This is a genomic window from Pantoea sp. GL120224-02 (assembly GCF_900215395.1).
GTDB lineage: Bacteria > Pseudomonadota > Gammaproteobacteria > Enterobacterales > Enterobacteriaceae > Pantoea > Pantoea communis.
Genome location: NZ_OBEC01000016.1, coordinates 34,216 through 51,446, shown reverse-complemented (window position 1 = coordinate 51,446; position 17,231 = coordinate 34,216). Strand labels below are relative to the sequence as shown.

Here is a 17,231-nt window from a genome sequence, read left to right as displayed (position 1 = left end):
CGGTCAGTTTCTGATAACATGCCGCCTTTCATGTGTTTTTTGACGCGAATCTGTCGTAACGATAACTATGACAACTCTATACACAGCCCTGCTCTATTTAATACAGCCACTGATCTGGCTGCGCCTGTGGCTGCGCGGTCGAAAAGCACCGGCCTATCGTAAACGCTGGTCAGAACGCTACGGCTACTGTGTGGGAAAAGTTGAACCGCACGGCATTGTGCTGCATTCGGTTTCTGTGGGTGAAACACTGGCCGCCGTGCCGCTGGTACGCGCATTGCGCCATCGCTATCCTACTCTGCCGATCACCGTGACTACCATGACGCCAACCGGTTCCGAACGCGCTCAGTCCGCGTTTGGTAAAGATGTGCATCATGTCTATCTGCCCTATGATTTGCCCGGTTCGATTAACCGTTTCCTTGATACCGTTGAACCTCGTCTGGTGATCATCATGGAGACCGAGTTGTGGCCGAACATCATCCGTATTCTGCACCAGCGCCAAATTCCGCTGGTGATCGCCAATGCCCGTCTGTCAGAGCGCTCGGCCAAAGGCTATAAAAAGCTCGGTGGCTTTATGCGCGATTTGCTGCAGCGTATTACGCTGATTGCGGCGCAGAACAACGAGGATGCTGAGCGTTTCCTGAGCCTGGGCCTCAAGCGTACGCATCTCGCCGTCACCGGTAGCCTGAAATTTGATATCTCTGTAACGCCGGAATTGGCGGCCCGTGCGGTCACGTTGCGCCGTCAATGGGCATCGCGCCGCCCGGTGTGGATCGCCACCAGTACACATGAGGGTGAAGAGACCATCATCCTTGATGCGCATCGTCGCCTGTTGCAGCAATTTCCCGATCTGTTGCTGATTCTGGTGCCACGCCATCCTGAACGTTTCAAAGATGCCTGCGAGCTGACGCAAAAGCGCGGTTTCAGTTTCACTCTGCGCAGCAGCGGTGAAATTCCGTCTGGTGCAACGCAGGTGGTGATTGGCGACACCATGGGTGAATTGATGCTGCTTTACGGCATTGCGGATATCGCCTTTGTCGGCGGCAGTCTGGTAGAACGCGGTGGTCATAATCCGCTGGAACCCGCTGCGCATGCCATTCCGGTGCTGATGGGTCCGCATATCTGGAACTTCAAAGATATCTGCGCCAAATTGCAGCAGGCTGAAGGCCTGATCACCGTCACGGACGTGGTTTCGCTGGAGAAACAGGTGGCCAATCTGCTGCAGGATGATGATTACCGCCGCTATTACGGCCGCCACGCAGTCGAAGTGCTGCATCAAAATCAGGGCGCATTGCAGCGTCTGCTACAGTTACTCGAACCACATTTGCCGCCACGAGCTCATTAACGCATGCCACAACGCCAACGTCTTTCCGTGGTGATGATCGCCAAAAACGAAGCTGAATTGCTGCCGGAGGCGCTGGCCTCAGTGAGCTGGGCAGATGAGATTGTGCTGCTGGATTCAGGCAGCCAGGATAACACCGTAGCAGTGGCCCGCGCGCACGGCGCGCAGGTGCATCAGGCTGAAGGCTGGGCGGGCTTCGGCAAGCAGCGCCAGCGTGCACAAGCCCATGCAAGCGGCGATATGATTCTGATGCTGGATGCCGATGAGCGTGTCACGCCCGAGTTACGCCGCGCGATTGAAAACGTACTGGAGCAACCACCCTCTGATACTGTTTATTGCCTGGGACGCAGCAATTTGTTCCTTGGCCGCTTTATGCGCCATAGTGGCTGGTATCCGGATCGCGTGATGCGCCTCTATCCTCGCGTACTCAATTACAATGACAATCTGGTGCACGAATCGCTGGAAACTCAGGGCGCACCGGTGGTGACGTTACCAGGCGATCTCCAGCATCTCACCTGCCGCGATTTGATTGCTTTCCAACGTAAACAGATGAATTATGCCGAAGCCTGGGCGCAAGAACGTTTTCAGCGAGGCAAGCGTTGTGGCATCTTCTCGATTTTCAGCCACACGTTAGGCGCATTCCTTAAGACGTTGCTGCTGCGCGCCGGATTCCTCGACGGCAAGCAGGGCTGGATTCTGGCCGTCGTCAACGCGCAATACACCTTTAACAAATACTCAGCGCTCTGGGCGCTGCATCACACCTCAACACAAGGTCGCGTATGAGCACCAAAGCGATTTATCCCGGCACGTTCGATCCCATCACGTTGGGCCATGTGGATATTGTGACGCGCGCGGCGCAGATGTTTGATCGCATCGTGGTTGCTATTGCCGCCAGCCCCAGCAAAAAGCCGCTGTTTACACTCGATGAGCGCGTGGATTTGGCACGGCAGGCCACTCAGCACTTAGCCAATGTTGAGGTGCTGGGTTTTAGCGATTTGATGGCGAACTTCGCCAAAGCGCAAAATGCCAATGTGCTGGTGCGAGGACTGCGTGCGGTGTCAGATTTCGAATATGAACTGCAGCTGGCACAGATGAACCGTCATTTGCTACCTACACTGGAGAGCGTGTTTCTGATGCCGTCCGAAGGATTCTCATTCGTGTCATCATCGCTGGTGAAGGAAGTGGCGCGTCATAAAGGTGATGTGCAGGCATTTCTGCCTGCCGTGGTGCATCAGGCATTGCTGACAAAACTGGCGCAGCCCTGATTAATGCTGGCAGCGAGGGCACCAGAAGGTGCTGCGCTGGCCATGTTTGCCGCTGACGATTGGCGTACCGCAGGCTCGGCAGGGTTCGCCCGCCCGACCGTACACCTGCAATTCCTGGGCAAAGTAGCCGGGCTTGCCATCGGTTTGCAGAAAATCACGCAGCGTGGTGCCACCCTGCTCAATCGAACGCAGCAAGACGGCCTTGATTGTCGCCACCATCAACTCCGCTTCATCACGACTCAAACTCATCGCCGGTCGATCGGGTAAGATCCCGGCGGTAAACAGTGATTCACTGGCATAAATGTTGCCCACGCCAACCACCACTTTGTTATCCATCAGCCACTGTTTAATGACCGTGCGCTTTCCACGTGACTTCTCAAACAGATAAGCACCATCGAATTCGCTGCTGAGCGGTTCAGGACCGAGATGTGCCAGTACGCTGCTGCCTTCAAGCTCAGAGGCCCACAGCCATGCACCAAAGCGACGTGGGTCGGTGTAACGCAGCACCTTGCCGTTACTCATCACCAAATCGACGTGGTCGTGCTTAGCCGCGGGTTGCTCACCCGGTAACATGCGTAAACTGCCAGACATGCCGAGGTGAATGATGATCCAGCCGTGGGGTAATTCCAGCAGCAGATATTTTGCGCGCCGTTGCACGCTCAACACTGGTTGGTCGCTCAGCGCATGAATTTCGTGCGAGACCGGCCAGCGCAGGCGTGAATTACGCACAATCGCATGCAAAATCGTTGCGCCCACCATATGTGGCTCAATACCACGTCGGCTGGTTTCTACCTCTGGTAATTCAGGCATGTCATCTCCTCAACAAATCGCAGAAACAAAAAACCCGGCCGAAGCCGGGTTTTTCGCAAGAACACCAAAATTACTTAATTTTGGCTTCTTTGTAGATCACGTGCTGACGTACAACCGGATCGAACTTTTTCAGTTCCAGTTTCTCTGGTTTAGTACGTTTGTTCTTCGTGGTGGTATAGAAGTGACCTGTACCAGCAGAGGAAACCAGCTTGATCTTCTCACGAATACCTTTAGCCATGATTCAATTCCTTAGTACTTAGTACTTCTCACCACGGGCGCGGATTTCGGTCAGAACCGTATCAATGCCCTTTTTATCAATAACACGCATACCTTTAGCAGATACACGCAGAGTAACGAAGCGCTTTTCGCTCTCAACCCAGAAACGGTGAGAGTGCAGGTTCGGCAGGAAACGGCGTTTCGTCGCGTTCATTGCGTGGGAACGGTTGTTACCCGTTACCGGACGCTTTCCAGTTACCTGGCAGACTCGTGACATTTCTATTCTCCAAAAATCAAATCAGCTCGAGCTTTAAAAACTAGGTTTTGGCCGCCTCGTCAGGCCTTAGCCCGCCCAAGCGAGTTCCATGTGAACCCGCTAAGCTGGCCCAAACGCCAAACCCGAGATTCTCAAAGGTGGCGTAGTATACGCCGCTCAGCCCAAGTGCTCAAGTCCCGAACAAATAAAGATCCCGATGGATCGCGCGGAAATGCATCATTTCTGCGCAATCGGATGGTTATTTTACAGCCAACCGCGCTCAGCGAAGGAGGTATAATCGCCGTGACCGATCACCAAATGATCAAGTAAGCGAATATTCAGCAGCGCGCAAGCCTGCCCGACTTTACCGGTAATATCACGATCGGCGCGACTGGGCTCGGCTATGCCGGAAGGATGATTATGCGCCAAAATCACGGCGGCCGCGTTGAGTTTTAACGCTTCGCGCACAATTTCACGTGGATGCACTTCGACACTGGCAATACTGCCGGTAAACATCTTTTGCGCCTGCAAAACCCGATGCTGATTATCCAGGAATAGCGCCATAAAAACCTCTCGCTCCTGATGCGCCAGCACGCTTTGCAAGTAATGCCTTGTCACCTGTGGATTCTCCATCACATTTTCTCGCGCCAGCTGACTGGCGAAAAAACGTCGCCCCAGTTCAGCCACTGCATGCAGTTGGGTAATTTTGGCCGTGCCTACGCCTTTAATCACGCTCAGTTCTGTTTCATTTGCGGTCATGATGCGATATAGCGAGCCAAACTCGTTAAGCATTTGTCGCGCCAGCGCCATCACCGGAATACCGTGGCTGCCGGTGCGCAAAAAAATCGCTAACAGTTCTGCATCGCTCAATGATTCTGCGCCTGTGATGGCCAGTTTTTCTCGTGGGGCCAGTTCCGTCATGACATTCTCCTTCCTGGGTCAGGGCGATTGTGCGTATTTGCCAGGAGGCATACCAGCAAGCCGGTCGCGATTTCAGAGCCATCTCGCAAAGGGCGCAGGCCGTGAAAAGGCGGTCGATGGATTTTGTGATAAAGTTGCCTGCATCTGCCGCATCACAGCGGCAATCCGTTTTGAGTTGAGGCAAAGAACATGACGGGATTAGCCGGAAAAAAAATTCTGCTCGGCGTCAGCGGCGGTATTGCTGCTTATAAAACACCCGAGTTGGTTCGTCGTCTGCGCGATCGTGGCGCAGAGGTGCGTGTCATGATGACTGATGCAGCGAAAGCCTTTATCACTCCGCTCAGCTTACAAGCCGTTTCCGGATATCCGGTGCTGGATGATTTACTCGACCCTGCCGCTGAAGCCGCTATGGGCCATATCGAGCTGGCGAAATGGGCTGATCTGATTGTGCTGGCCCCCGCGACCGCCGATTTGATTGCACGCATCACGGCAGGGATGGCTAACGATTTGGTGACAACCGCCTGCCTCGCCAGCGCAGCACCTCTGGCGTTCGTGCCGGCCATGAATCAGCAGATGTACCGTGCGTCTATCACCCAGGAGAATCTTCAGCGTCTGGATCAGCGAGGCGTTCTGATTTGGGGGCCGGACAGCGGCAGCCAGGCCTGCGGCGATGTAGGTCCCGGCCGCATGCTTGATCCGCTGGCAATTGTCGCTCATGCGCTGGAGTGGGCCGCGCCCGTCAACGATCTGCAACATCTCAACATTATGATCACCGCGGGCCCAACCCGTGAGGCGCTGGACCCGGTTCGTTACATTAGCAATCACAGCTCCGGTAAAATGGGATTCGCCATTGCCGCCGCCGCCGCAAAACGTGGCGCAACGGTGACACTGGTGGCGGGCCCGGTCACACTGCCTACGCCCGCTGGCGTCACGCGCGTTGATGTGGGGAGTGCACTGGAAATGGAAGCGGCGGTGATGGCGCAAATCAGCCAACAACATATTTTCATTGCCAGCGCTGCCGTGGCAGACTACCGGGCGGCAAACATTGCCGCAGAGAAAATCAAAAAACAGGGTGGCGATGATAACGTCACGCTGCAGTTGGTGAAGAACCCGGATATTGTCGCAGGCGTAGCGGCATTACAGAAACATCGCCCTTATGTGGTGGGATTTGCTGCCGAAACCCAGAATGTGGAAGAATACGCGCGGCAAAAACGGGTGCGAAAAAATCTGGATCTGATCTGCGCGAACGATGTGGCGCAGGCAGGACAGGGATTCAATAGCGACACCAATGCTCTTCACCTTTTTTGGCAGGAAGGAGAAAAAGTCTTACCGCTCAGTGATAAGACGCTCCTTGGCCAACAATTAATAGACGAGATTGTCAGCCGTTATGATGAAAAAAATCGACGTTAAAATTCTGGATGCGCGCGTGGGTAACGAATTCCCACTGCCAACTTATGCCACCTCGGGTTCTGCGGGTCTCGATCTGCGTGCTTGCCTTGATGGTGCACTGGAGATCTCCCCAGGCATGACCACGCTGGTGCCAACTGGTCTGGCGATTCACATTGCTGACCCTGCGCTGGCCGCTGTGATTTTGCCCCGCTCAGGTCTGGGCCATAAGCATGGAATCGTGCTGGGCAACCTGGTGGGCTTAATCGACTCCGATTATCAGGGCCAACTGATGGTCTCCGTCTGGAACCGTGGTCAGGATAGCTTTACGCTGCAGCCTGGCGACCGTTTGGCACAACTGGTCTTTGTTCCGGTGGTACAAGCCGAATTCAACCTGGTGGAAGATTTTGACACCAGCGATCGCGGCGCCGGCGGTTTTGGCCACTCTGGTCGTCAGTAACACGCGACACTTTTCGCAAGCCATCTTTTTATCTCTCGTCGCTATGGGCCAAACTGCTTGTGGCTGACGAGGCAGTATTGCCTGTTTTTGGTGAATTTCAGGGGTCTTGAAGGTCATGGCAGAAAAAAAAGCCGCGAAACGGAATCGTCGCGAAGAGATTTTGCAGGCGCTAGCGCAAATGCTGGAGTCGGGCGATGGCAGTCAGCGAATCACCACCGCCAAGCTGGCAGCCAATGTAGGCGTTTCGGAAGCGGCACTCTACCGCCACTTCCCGAGCAAAACGCGTATGTTCGACAGCCTGATCGAGTTTATTGAAGACAGTCTGATTACCCGCATCAATCTAATCCTGAAAGATGAGAAAGAAACACTCGCACGACTGCGTTTAATCGTGCAGCTGATTCTGGGATTTGGTGAGCGTAATCCGGGGCTGACACGCATTTTGACTGGCCACGCGCTGATGTTTGAACAGGATCGCCTGCAAGGGCGTATCAATCAGTTGTTCGAACGCATTGAGGTGCAGCTGCGTCAGGTGATGCGAGAAAAGAAAATGCGTGATGGGGAAGGCTTCCAGACTGATGAAACGCTGCTGGCGAGCCAGTTGCTGGCGTTCTGCGAAGGGTTGCTTTCCCGCTATGTGCGATCTGAATTCCGCTATCGCCCAACCACTGATTTTGACAGCCGCTGGCCACTGATTGCGGCACAGTTAGTTTAGCGATTCATCAGGCGCGCCCATGATTGGGCGCGCGATAAAATACCTTGGTTCATCATCCGGTCGCCAGCGATGGCGGCCGTGATAAAGCCGCGGTGTTAAATACCGTACTCTTTACGATACGCCCGCACTTTCGCCAGATGGTCTGCCATTTCCGGCTTCTCTTCCAGATAATCAATCAGTTCCGCGAGCGTAATGATCGCCGTGACCTTGCACTGATAGTCACGTTCCACTTCCTGAATGGCGGAGATATCACCACGGCCGCGCTCCTGGCGATCCAGCGAAATCATGACGCCCGCCAATGTGGCATTGTGCGCGCTGATGATATCCATCGATTCACGAATGGCGGTACCCGCGGTGATCACATCATCCACCAGCATCACCTTACCCTGCAGCGGGCTACCGACCAGCAAGCCGCCTTCACCGTGGTCCTTGGCTTCTTTACGGTTGAAGCAATAAGGCACATCGCGATCATGATGATCGGCCAGTGCGACGGCCGTGGTGGTGGCAATCGGAATCCCTTTGTAGGCCGGGCCAAACAGCAGATCAAAATCAACGCCGCCATCCACCAGCGCCTGCGCATAGAAACGTCCCAGCAGCGCTAAGTCACGGCCGGTATTGAATAAACCGGCATTAAAGAAGTATGGGCTTTTACGACCCGATTTCAGGGTGAACTCACCAAACTTCAGCACCCCTTTGTTCAGGGCGAATTCAATAAACTGACGCTGCCAGGCTTTCATTTCTCACTCCTCAAATAAAGAAAAGGCGACTCTATGGTCGCCTGTTATATCAATTTGTTAGCGCTGCTTTTTGCGCCTGAATCAACTGCTCAATGCCGCCTCGCGCCAGCGCCAGCAGCTGCAGTAATTCCTCATGGCTGAACGGCTCGCCTTCGGCGGTGCCCTGCACTTCAATCATGCGGCCATCTTCAGTCATGACGACGTTCATATCGGTTTCAGCCGCAGAATCTTCCACGTACTCCAGATCGCACAGCGCTTCACCGCCAACGATACCGACCGAAATCGCCGCCACCATGCCTTTTAACGGGCTGGCTTTTAACTTGCCCGCCGCAACCAGCGCATTCAACGCATCGGCTAACGCGACGCATGCACCGGTAATCGACGCAGTACGCGTGCCACCGTCGGCCTGAATCACGTCGCAGTCCAGTGTGATGGTGAACTCGCCCAACGCATCCAAATCCACTGCGGCACGCAGCGAGCGAGCAATCAGACGTTGAATTTCCAGCGTACGGCCACCTTGCTTACCTTTGGCCGCTTCGCGCGCCATACGGCTGTGGGTGGAACGCGGCAACATGCCGTATTCCGCAGTGACCCAGCCCTGACCTTTACCTTTGAGGAAACGTGGCACACCCTCTTCAACGGTGGCGGTGCACAGCACTTTGGTTTCACCGAACTCAACCAGCACGGATCCTTCTGCATGTTTGGTGTAGTGACGAGTGAGGGTGACGGGACGCACTTCAGATGCGTTACGGCCTGCTGGACGCATGGTTTCTCTCCGGCTTACTTAGGTTTGGCTGCGCATTATACGGACTTCGTGCGCGGCTGTCCTGCCTACATGCGGCACTTTTCCCGGATGAAATTTCGCCTCAGCTGTGGCTAAATGCGCCCTTTCCTCTCATAAAAAGACAAATGATGACAGCAATACTCCATTTCCTGCTGGCGCTGGTGGTGATCTTCGCCCTTGCGCTATTGGTCAGTCATGACCGCAAACTGATTCGCCCACGTTTTATTATTCAATTGCTGGTGGTTGAAGCGGCACTGGGTTGGTTCTTCCTGCATTCTGCGGGCGGCCAGTCTGTGGTGACCGCTGTCGGCGGCTTCTTCGAAACCTTATTGACCTTTGCTGCGCAAGGTACCGATTTTGTGTTCGGCAATATGGCGAAACAGGGACTGGCGTTTATTTTCCTCGGCGTGCTCTGTCCAATTGTGTTCATTTCCGCCCTGATCGGCATCTTGCAGCACTGGCGTATTCTGCCGTTGTTGATTCGTCTGGTCGGTACCCTGCTGTCGAAGGTGAACGGGATGGGCAAACTTGAATCATTCAATGCCGTGAGTACGCTGATTCTGGGTCAATCGGAGAACTTCATCGCCTATAAAGGTATCCTCGGCGATATCTCCGCACCGCGCATGTACACCATGGCCGCAACTGCGATGTCGACGGTGTCGCTATCGATTGTCGGTGCTTACATGTCGATGATTGATGCAAAATATGTGGTTGCCGCACTGCTGCTGAATATGTTCAGTACCTTCATTATCCTGTCGATCATCAACCCGACACGCCCGGAAAATGAAGAACGCATTGCACTGGATAAGCTGCACGAAGACCAGAGCTTCTTTGAGATGCTGGGCGAATACATCCTGGCAGGTTTTAAAGTGGCGATGATTATTCTGGCGATGCTGATTGGATTTATCGCCCTGATCGCCGCCATTAACGCTCTGTTTGCCGCGGTATTTGGCTACAGCTTCCAGCAACTGCTTGGCTATGTCTTCTATCCGTTTGCGTGGTTGATTGGCATTCCTTCTGCCGATGCCCTGCAAGCGGCAAGCATCATGGCGACCAAACTGGTAGCCAATGAATTCGTGGCCATGATTGAGCTGAAGAAAGTCGCTGCGGGAATGTCACCGCGCGGTCTCGGCATTCTGTCCGTGTTTTTAGTGTCTTTTGCTAACTTTGCCTCAATTGGCATCGTGGCGGGAGCGATTAAAGGACTGAATGAGCGCCAGGGCAATGTGGTATCGCGCTTTGGCTGGAAGCTGGTTTATGGTTCCACACTAGTGAGCCTGCTGTCAGCCGCGTTTGCAGGATTGTTCATTTAATCACAGCGGAGCGGCCTGCTAGCCGCTCTTTACAGGGGCGCGCCCATCAAAGCGGCCCTGTTCTGCTTTAGAACGCGACACACACCAGCGAATCGACACGCATCACCGACTCCTGATCGAAGCGCGTTTTATAAATGTCGCGCAGCGCATTGATGCTGTCAGAACTTGCACGGCCCGGCTGATGTATCAGCATTAACGCTTTGCTGTTTTCACGCGCCAGCTTTCCACCCTCTCCCAGCCACTGACCTTTACCGTCATACACTGAAAGCCCATCTTTGAATCGTGGCGTGACATCATTATCAACAAATTGCTGCCATTCGCTGCTGCTGATGACGCCGCCTTTCGGCTTGTTCATCCCAAACCACAGGGTGGTTTGCATCATGATGTCTCCTGAGCCGCACACGGCAACAGGGGCGGTATTGGGTAGAATTTGTTCACGAGGTGCAGCGGGTGTCTGGCATCCGGCCAGAAAGAAGACGATAGCCAACGGCATCGCCAATTTATTCAGCATCATAGCCTCAGACTGTTTAAGTATCACACTGGACATCATAGGGTGTGAATGATGGATACGTCATCCTTTTCACTGAAAGTTGCGCGCGGCGTTAGCTCATTGCGCTTATGCCTATCATGGTTTGGCTGCCATCACTATAATGCGATGAACATTCCTGAAAATGAGTACAAGCTTATGATCCGCAGCATGACCGCTTACGCCCGCCGTGAAGCAAAGGGCCACTGGGGCAGCGCAGCCTGGGAAATCCGTTCGGTAAACCAACGCTATCTGGAAACCTACATCCGTCTGCCGGAACAATTTCGTAGCCTGGAGCCGGTGATTCGCGAGCGTATCCGTAATCGCCTGACGCGCGGTAAAATCGAGTGCAACCTGCGCTTTGATGCCGACCCCAGTGCACAAGGTGAGCTGCAACTGAATGAGGCGTTGGCGAAACAGCTGGTGCGATCCGCCAACTGGGTGAAGATGCAGACCGACGAAGGCGCGATCAATCCGCTGGATATTCTGCGCTGGCCTGGCGTGATGTCAGCTCAGGAACAGGATCTGGATGCTATCAATACCGAACTGCTGACCGCACTCGACGGCACACTGGATGACTTCATCATTGCTCGTGAAAGCGAAGGCACTGCGCTCAAAACCCTGATTGAGCAGCGTTTAGAAGGCGTGTCGCTGGAAGTCAGCAAGGTGCGTGCGCAGATGCCGGAAGTGGTGAAGTGGCAGCGTGAACGTCTGGTCAGCAAACTGGAAGAAGCGGAAGTACAGCTGGAAAATACGCGCCTTGAGCAAGAACTCGTCATGATGGCGCAGCGCATTGATGTGGCGGAAGAGCTGGATCGTCTGGATGCGCACGTCAAAGAGACCTACAACATCCTGAAGAAGAAAGAAGCGGTTGGTCGCCGTCTCGACTTTATGATGCAAGAGTTCAATCGTGAGTCGAACACACTGGCCTCTAAGTCGATCAATGCCGATATCACGGCGTCAGCTATTGAGCTGAAGGTATTGATTGAGCAGATGCGCGAGCAGATTCAGAACATCGAATAACACCTCATTCGGCTGGTGTTAAAAAAAGCCCGGTGATCCGGGCTTTTTTGCCCGCTCAGCATGCCCAGTGCGTTTCGTTTATCCTTTAGACCAATTTGCAGACTTTGCAATGTAAAGATTGTGAAAGCTTTGATGATGATGCATGTCAATGGCTGACCAAACATGACTGTGAATCAACCTTAGGGACTTTCACAGTAAGAAATTATGTTGTTGTTTTTCATCAATTATTTATTTTCATTCCATGAATCTTCCGTTGAAAATACGCTTCCTCAATGAAACCTCTCCATCCTAAAGATTGCAGAGATTACGTTTCTTTGAGGGCACTATTTGCTAATCTACTGGTCGTAATTAACACAGCCGTACCGCCAGGAATTCATGGACACCCTTCTTTGTGCGATACACCCACTCTTTCCCTGAAGGCGTTATGAAGAAAAACGGGCAGTTCAATTCTAAACTTTTGCATCCCCGCTACTGGTTTACCTGGTTTGGGCTGGGTGTGCTGTGGCTGCTGGTGCAGCTTCCCTATCCTATTTTAATTCGGCTTGGCGCCTCTGCCGGCAAGCTGTCGCGTCACTTTCTGAAGCGTCGTGAGCGCATTACCCGCCGCAATATTGAACTCTGCTTCCCGCATATCAATGAGGAAGATAAAGAGGTATTGATCGCCGGTAATTTTGAATCCCTTGGTATGGCGCTGGCAGAAACCGGTATTGCCTGGTTCTGGTCGGATGCGCGCGTCCGCCGTTATTTCCAGGTTGAAGGCCTGCACAACCTGCAAAATGCGCAGCAAAACCATCGCGGCGTGATGGCGATTGGTGTGCATTTCATGTCGCTTGAGCTGGGTGGCCGCATTACCGGACTGTGCCAGCCAATGATGGCGATGTATCGCCCTCACAATAATCAGGCAATGGAGTGGGCGCAGACAAAAGGTCGTATGCGATCGAATAAGGCGATGATTGATCGTCGCGATCTGCGCGGTATGGTGCAGGCATTGAAACAGGGCGAAGCCGTCTGGTTCGCGCCAGATCAGGATTACGGCCCGAAAGGCAGCGTGTTCGCTCCGCTGTTTGCTGTCGAAAAAGCGGCTACCACCAATGGCACCTTCGTATTATCGCGTCTGGCTAAACCGGCCATGCTAACGATAGTGCTGATCCGCAACAGCGATAAGAGCGGTTATCAGCTCATCATTCAACCGGAGTTGCAAAACTATCCGTATGAAGATGAAGCGGCTGCCGCGGCTTACATGAATAAAGTGATCGAGAAAGAGATCCTGCGCGCACCTGAGCAGTACTTATGGCTGCACCGCCGCTTTAAAACTCGCCCACCGGGTGAAGCGTCACTTTACGTCTAATCTGTTGATGCAGCAGGCCTTCGCCTGCTGCCCCTTCTGCACTGCTCACATTTACCAACCATTCTTAACGAAAAACAGGTTTGTCAAAAATTGCACAGACTCATGTAATGGTCTGCTCTCTTCTATTCTGACCAAAAACATGAACCTGCTACTTACCACCAAACCACGCGCGCTGCTGGCGCTTGCCGTGGCCAGCGCTCTGCTGACCGGTTGTGCCAATCCGCACGGCTTACATCCTCATAACTCTCTGCTTGATGCCAACTCACTGCAAGCCAAAGCATCCCTTAGCGGCGCGCATTTCAGCGCAGCAAACTGGCCAAAAACCGAATGGTGGCAGGGATTTAACGATCCACAACTGAATCGGCTCATTGCCGATGCTATGACTTCAAGCCCGGATTTGCAGGTGGTGAACGCGCAGGCAGACAAAGCTAATGCGCAGGTCATTGCCGCCGAGGCTGAGCGCTATCCCGATGTGGATCTTAATGCCGGGATCACGCGTTCCCGTGTGGCAAAAGTCGACGACCCGCTTCTGCAAGGTAAAAGCTACAGCACGCTGCGCACGGCCAATATCGGCATGAGCTACACCTTTGACCTGTGGGGCGGCAAGAAAGATGCAGCAGAAGCCGCGCTAGGTCAGGCGCGCGCCAGTGAGTTGGATCGCCAGGCCAGCCAGTTGACGCTCGCCGTCAACGTGACGCGCGCCTGGAATAACCTCAACCTGGCCTGGTCGAACGCTGAACTGGCAAAACAGAATGCCGACCGTTCCAGTGGCATCGCCAAAATTCAGCAGCAGTATGTCAGCGCCGGTTTGACGTCCGACTATCAATACAAGCAGGCGTTATCGCAGCAAAAAACCGCTGAAGCCACCCTGACCGAAGCCAAACAGAATGTCACCGATGCTGGCATTCAACTTTCCACGCTAATTGGTAAAGGGCCGGATTACTGGCACCAACTGAAAGCGGCGAAAATGGATGTCCCCATTGCCGCCACGCTGCCGGGTAATATTCCGGCGGAGCTACTGGGTCGTCGCCCGGATGTGGTGGCAGCACGCTGGCGCGTAGAAGCAGCATCAAAACAAATTGCCGCAACGAAAACCGAGTTCTATCCCAACATCAACCTGGTGGCGGAAGCCGGTACCCGTTCACTGCTCGGCGATGCATTTTTCGGTGCACCCAGCCGGTTCTTTAACGTGGGTCCAAGTCTGTCTCTGCCGATCTTCGATGCCGGCAAGCGCCGCGCCGATTTAGCGGAAAGTGACGCTAACTATGATCTGGCTGTCGCGCAGTACAACAAGCTGCTGATTGGTTCCCTGGGGAATATCAGCGATACCATTACGCAACTGCAGTCGATTCAGGATCAGCTGGCGCAGCAGCAGAGCGCGAATCAACTCATTCATAGCGCATGGGATGATTTAAACCGTGAATACACCGCAGGATTGCGTCCGTACCTTGATGTGCTAACCATCCAGAACCAACTCATCGAGTCCGATCAGAAACTGGTGGCATTGCAGGCGCAGCAGATCAATCTGGCAGTGGTATTAATTGAAGACCTGGGCGGCGGATTCCAGAACACTGACACTTCAGTGAAGGGATAAGCTGACGGCTGGCATTCTGCTGCACATTGATGAATGATAGTCCGCACCTGGAATACTCTGCGGACTATCATGATGGAACAGAATGCCAATGCCGGCTGGTTACGCCCGCTTATCGCTGACCGACTGACACCTTACCTCGAAATTGATGCGACGCGCCTGCAACACAATCTGCAACACATGCAGCAAAAAGCCGATGCCGCAGGTGTCACGCTGCGTCCACATATCAAAACGCATAAAAGTGTCTGGATTGCCGATCAGCAACGCCAGTTAGGTGCGCGTGGTATTACCGTGTCAAAACCTAGTGAGGGTGTTGCCTTTATCCTCGGTGGGGAGCGCGATTTGCTGCTGGCTTATCCCGTTGTTCACGCCGATACACTCACTGAATTACTGGCTGTCGCCGTGCAATATCAGGCGCGTGTCACCTGTATTGCCGACTGTACTCTCGGCGTCACGGCAATCGCTCAAGCGCATCGCCAGCAGCCCACGTGTGAATTGTCTATCGCCATTAAAGTCGATGTGGGGTTGCATCGCGTGGGAGTGGATCCGCACAGCGGTGAGGCCGTGGCATTGGCGCAGCAGATTAAAGCAGCGGGATTGCCTTTTGCCGGACTGGTTTCGCACGCCGGCCATGCTTACGGCGCGGGTCATGCCGAGGCTATCGCTGAAGTTGCACAGCAAGAAATCATGTTAATGAACCAGGTTCAGCAGCAATTGATCGCTGCAGGCTTTGCGCGTTGCCGCATTTCTGTTGGCTCCACGCCTTCAGCCCTGGCCGCGCCGGTGGCTGAAGGCAGCGACGAAATTCGTCCTGGAAATTATGCGCTGCTGGATCTTACCGCCTGGCGCCTGGGGCTGTGCACGCCCGATGCACTGGCACTCAGCGTGGTAACGCGTGTAGTGGCGGTGAATCCGCATTTCGCGATTATTGATGCCGGCTCCAAGATGCTCAGCTCTGATAAGGGTCCGCACGGCACTAACGCCAGCGGTTTCGGTATCGCCGTTGATGAGCAGGGCAACCAATACGAAGTTCTGAAACTTTCGGAAGAGCATGGCTTTCTGCAATACGGAGATCATGCTCCGGCGCTTGGGGCTCTGCTACGCATCTTCCCCAATCACAGCTGCGCGGTAGTGGCTCAATCTGACCGCTTCGTTTTACGCCATCAGGACGGTACAGCAGAGATGAAGGATATTCAGGGACGCGGCAAGTTTATCTGATCGCAGGATTTTTACTGGAAACCTCTGTTGCAGCACACTTCCACTATCCTGCCATTTGCAGCGGAATCCCCTTCAGTTAAGGTACTCTTTGCTGTAGGCAGTCTCATCATTCTGTAGGGTACGGCCTTAAGACCGCCATTTTACTGTGGCGGCCATCATTCATCTCCAGAAGCCACCCTTACGGATTCCCTGCCTTTCATTCGCCTAACGGAGGTTCCATGCTGCCATCTCAGACAGTCACGCTGACCATTCCCCGCAACTGGTTAGATTTATATGAAACCATCTGGAAACCTGAATGCTTTGCCAAATGGGCCAGTGGGCTAAGTGCCAGTACGCTCACGCAAGAGGGTAACTACTGGAAAGCCAAAGGACCTGAAGGTTCAGTGAAAATCCGCTTCACGCCACACAACCCCTTTGGCGTCATGGATCATTGGATCGATACCGGCAGCGGTAAGGAGATTTATATGCCGATGCGCGTGATTGCTAACGAAAAGGGAGCCGAAGTGGTGATGGTGGTTTATCGCCAACCCCTTATGTCTGATGAAAAATTTGCTCAGGACGTTGACTGGGTAAAACGCGACCTGGATCAACTTCTCCACCTGTTAACTCATTAGAATCAATGCATTATAAAAATCGTACTGCTTTAACTTTCGCTGGAAGCAATCAATAAAAAAGTCATCTTTTTCTACGCAATAGCGTTTAACTGTTTAACGATAATACCTGTTGCTTTTCGTGCTAATCACCAGTCTGGCTAAAGTCTTCTCACCAGGAAAACTCCTGGTGAGAGCACGCCTCCTAAGTCTTAGCCCCTCTGATTTATCAGTGTTTTTTCTTACTTATTCAAATGGCTTGTTTAATCGCCGATCAAAATATCTAACAGGACTTATTAATCGCTCATCCGTCCCCTTATCTATTCTGATGCAAAGTCTGAAACCATTTATTTCTGAAGTTCATTTATAGGAGTTTTCTTATGGTGTTAATTTAATTAAAACACGGTATAACTCATTCACACACAGCAATACCCGATAATAACAACAGCAGGGAAATAACATGGATCGCTCAACCTATCCTTTGTTGTCTGAAAAAGAATTTGTTGAGATTGCCAGTAGGATACTGGCCGGGGAATATAATAATTCAAAGGGATTTTATAATGATCTTGCGGATTTCCTCCGAACAGGAGGAGATACCGCTGAGACAATGAAATATTTACGCGCCAGGGGCATCTCTTTAAATTCAGAACATCATTTAATTGAATGCATCTTTACGTGGCAAACTCTGAAAGGCATTTCAGGGCTGCGTCAGGACACGCTGCATTGATGTGATCTG

20 protein-coding genes are annotated in these 17,231 nt (G+C 53.2%); 13 read left to right on the top strand and 7 right to left on the bottom strand.

The features are described 5' to 3' along the window. The first annotated feature begins 67 nt into the window (after positions 1-67). Genes waaA through coaD form a run of 3 tightly spaced genes read left to right on the top strand, consistent with a single transcriptional unit; the run spans position 68 to position 2,604 of the window. The gene (gene waaA, locus CRO33_RS22575; RefSeq protein ID WP_097119657.1) at positions 68-1,342 is read left to right on the top strand and encodes a lipid IV(A) 3-deoxy-D-manno-octulosonic acid transferase; all 1,275 of its coding nucleotides are present in this window, start codon (positions 68-70) and stop codon (positions 1,340-1,342) included. A gap of 3 nt (positions 1,343-1,345) precedes the next feature. After that, positions 1,346-2,122 (top strand): glycosyltransferase family 2 protein, encoded by a 777-nt coding sequence (locus CRO33_RS22570; RefSeq protein ID WP_097119656.1) that lies wholly within the window; start codon positions 1,346-1,348, stop codon positions 2,120-2,122. Further along, entirely contained in the window at positions 2,119-2,604 is a 486-nt protein-coding gene (gene coaD / locus CRO33_RS22565) for a pantetheine-phosphate adenylyltransferase (protein WP_097119655.1), read from the top strand. Before CRO33_RS22570 ends, coaD begins: the two co-directional genes overlap by 4 nt. Here the strand turns inward: coaD and mutM are convergent, their stop codons facing one another. From mutM to radC, 4 genes are all read right to left on the bottom strand, one after another. Beyond that, positions 2,605-3,414: a bifunctional DNA-formamidopyrimidine glycosylase/DNA-(apurinic or apyrimidinic site) lyase gene (gene mutM, locus CRO33_RS22560; RefSeq protein WP_097119654.1), complete on the bottom strand. Its 810-nt coding sequence runs from the start codon at positions 3,412-3,414 to the stop codon at positions 2,605-2,607. Positions 3,415-3,484: 70 nt separating this feature from the next. Then, positions 3,485-3,652, bottom strand: coding sequence for a 50S ribosomal protein L33 (rpmG, locus tag CRO33_RS22555; RefSeq protein ID WP_001051798.1), 168 nt, complete (start codon positions 3,650-3,652; stop codon positions 3,485-3,487). Between the two features lie 18 nt (positions 3,653-3,670). Beyond that, positions 3,671-3,907 carry a 50S ribosomal protein L28 gene (gene rpmB, locus CRO33_RS22550; protein WP_007885297.1) on the bottom strand — a complete coding sequence of 79 codons (237 nt, stop codon included), beginning with the start codon at positions 3,905-3,907 and terminating at the stop codon, positions 3,671-3,673. Positions 3,908-4,150: 243 nt separating this feature from the next. Beyond that, entirely contained in the window at positions 4,151-4,807 is a 657-nt protein-coding gene (radC, locus tag CRO33_RS22545; protein WP_097119653.1) for a RadC family protein, read from the bottom strand. 189 nt (positions 4,808-4,996) lie between these two features. Between radC and coaBC the strand changes: the two genes are divergently transcribed. The 3 genes from coaBC to slmA all read left to right on the top strand — a co-directional run bounded on the left by coaBC (position 4,997) and on the right by slmA (position 7,365). Further along, the gene (gene coaBC / locus CRO33_RS22540) at positions 4,997-6,217 is read left to right on the top strand and encodes a bifunctional phosphopantothenoylcysteine decarboxylase/phosphopantothenate--cysteine ligase CoaBC (RefSeq protein ID WP_097119652.1); all 1,221 of its coding nucleotides are present in this window, start codon (positions 4,997-4,999) and stop codon (positions 6,215-6,217) included. After that, positions 6,195-6,653: a dUTP diphosphatase gene (gene dut / locus CRO33_RS22535; protein WP_034823835.1), complete on the top strand. Its 459-nt coding sequence runs from the start codon at positions 6,195-6,197 to the stop codon at positions 6,651-6,653. The genes coaBC and dut overlap by 23 nt, the downstream gene beginning before the upstream one ends. A gap of 115 nt (positions 6,654-6,768) precedes the next feature. Then, entirely contained in the window at positions 6,769-7,365 is a 597-nt protein-coding gene (slmA, locus tag CRO33_RS22530; RefSeq protein ID WP_097119650.1) for a nucleoid occlusion factor SlmA, read from the top strand. 95 nt (positions 7,366-7,460) lie between these two features. Here the strand turns inward: slmA and pyrE are convergent, their stop codons facing one another. Then, on the bottom strand, positions 7,461-8,102 hold the full coding sequence (gene pyrE, locus CRO33_RS22525) for an orotate phosphoribosyltransferase (RefSeq protein ID WP_034823839.1): 642 nt from the start codon (positions 8,100-8,102) through the stop codon (positions 7,461-7,463). A 49-nt stretch (positions 8,103-8,151) separates the two neighbouring features. Next, entirely contained in the window at positions 8,152-8,868 is a 717-nt protein-coding gene (gene rph / locus CRO33_RS22520) for a ribonuclease PH (RefSeq protein WP_034823841.1), read from the bottom strand. A 146-nt stretch (positions 8,869-9,014) separates the two neighbouring features. Between rph and CRO33_RS22515 the strand changes: the two genes are divergently transcribed. After that, positions 9,015-10,199 (top strand): NupC/NupG family nucleoside CNT transporter, encoded by a 1,185-nt coding sequence (locus tag CRO33_RS22515; RefSeq protein WP_097119688.1) that lies wholly within the window; start codon positions 9,015-9,017, stop codon positions 10,197-10,199. Between the two features lie 67 nt (positions 10,200-10,266). On the opposite strand, the gene CRO33_RS22510 is transcribed toward CRO33_RS22515, so the two are convergent. Next, positions 10,267-10,710: a DUF3574 domain-containing protein gene (locus CRO33_RS22510; RefSeq protein ID WP_097119687.1), complete on the bottom strand. Its 444-nt coding sequence runs from the start codon at positions 10,708-10,710 to the stop codon at positions 10,267-10,269. A 174-nt stretch (positions 10,711-10,884) separates the two neighbouring features. Between CRO33_RS22510 and CRO33_RS22505 the strand changes: the two genes are divergently transcribed. From CRO33_RS22505 to CRO33_RS22480, 6 genes are all read left to right on the top strand, one after another. Next, positions 10,885-11,748: a YicC/YloC family endoribonuclease gene (locus CRO33_RS22505; protein ID WP_097119686.1), complete on the top strand. Its 864-nt coding sequence runs from the start codon at positions 10,885-10,887 to the stop codon at positions 11,746-11,748. A 424-nt stretch (positions 11,749-12,172) separates the two neighbouring features. Further along, entirely contained in the window at positions 12,173-13,096 is a 924-nt protein-coding gene (lpxP, locus tag CRO33_RS22500) for a kdo(2)-lipid IV(A) palmitoleoyltransferase (RefSeq protein WP_034823845.1), read from the top strand. A 139-nt stretch (positions 13,097-13,235) separates the two neighbouring features. Beyond that, a complete protein-coding gene (locus tag CRO33_RS22495) occupies positions 13,236-14,690 on the top strand; it encodes an efflux transporter outer membrane subunit (protein ID WP_097119649.1) in 1,455 nt (484 codons plus the stop codon). A 72-nt stretch (positions 14,691-14,762) separates the two neighbouring features. Then, positions 14,763-15,905 (top strand): alanine racemase, encoded by a 1,143-nt coding sequence (locus CRO33_RS22490; RefSeq protein ID WP_441339816.1) that lies wholly within the window; start codon positions 14,763-14,765, stop codon positions 15,903-15,905. 218 nt (positions 15,906-16,123) lie between these two features. After that, a complete protein-coding gene (locus tag CRO33_RS22485) occupies positions 16,124-16,519 on the top strand; it encodes a polyketide cyclase (protein ID WP_097119647.1) in 396 nt (131 codons plus the stop codon). Between the two features lie 436 nt (positions 16,520-16,955). Continuing rightward, complete coding sequence (locus tag CRO33_RS22480; protein WP_034823852.1) at positions 16,956-17,222, top strand: hypothetical protein; 267 nt, start codon at positions 16,956-16,958, stop codon at positions 17,220-17,222. Positions 17,223-17,231: the final 9 nt, after the last annotated feature.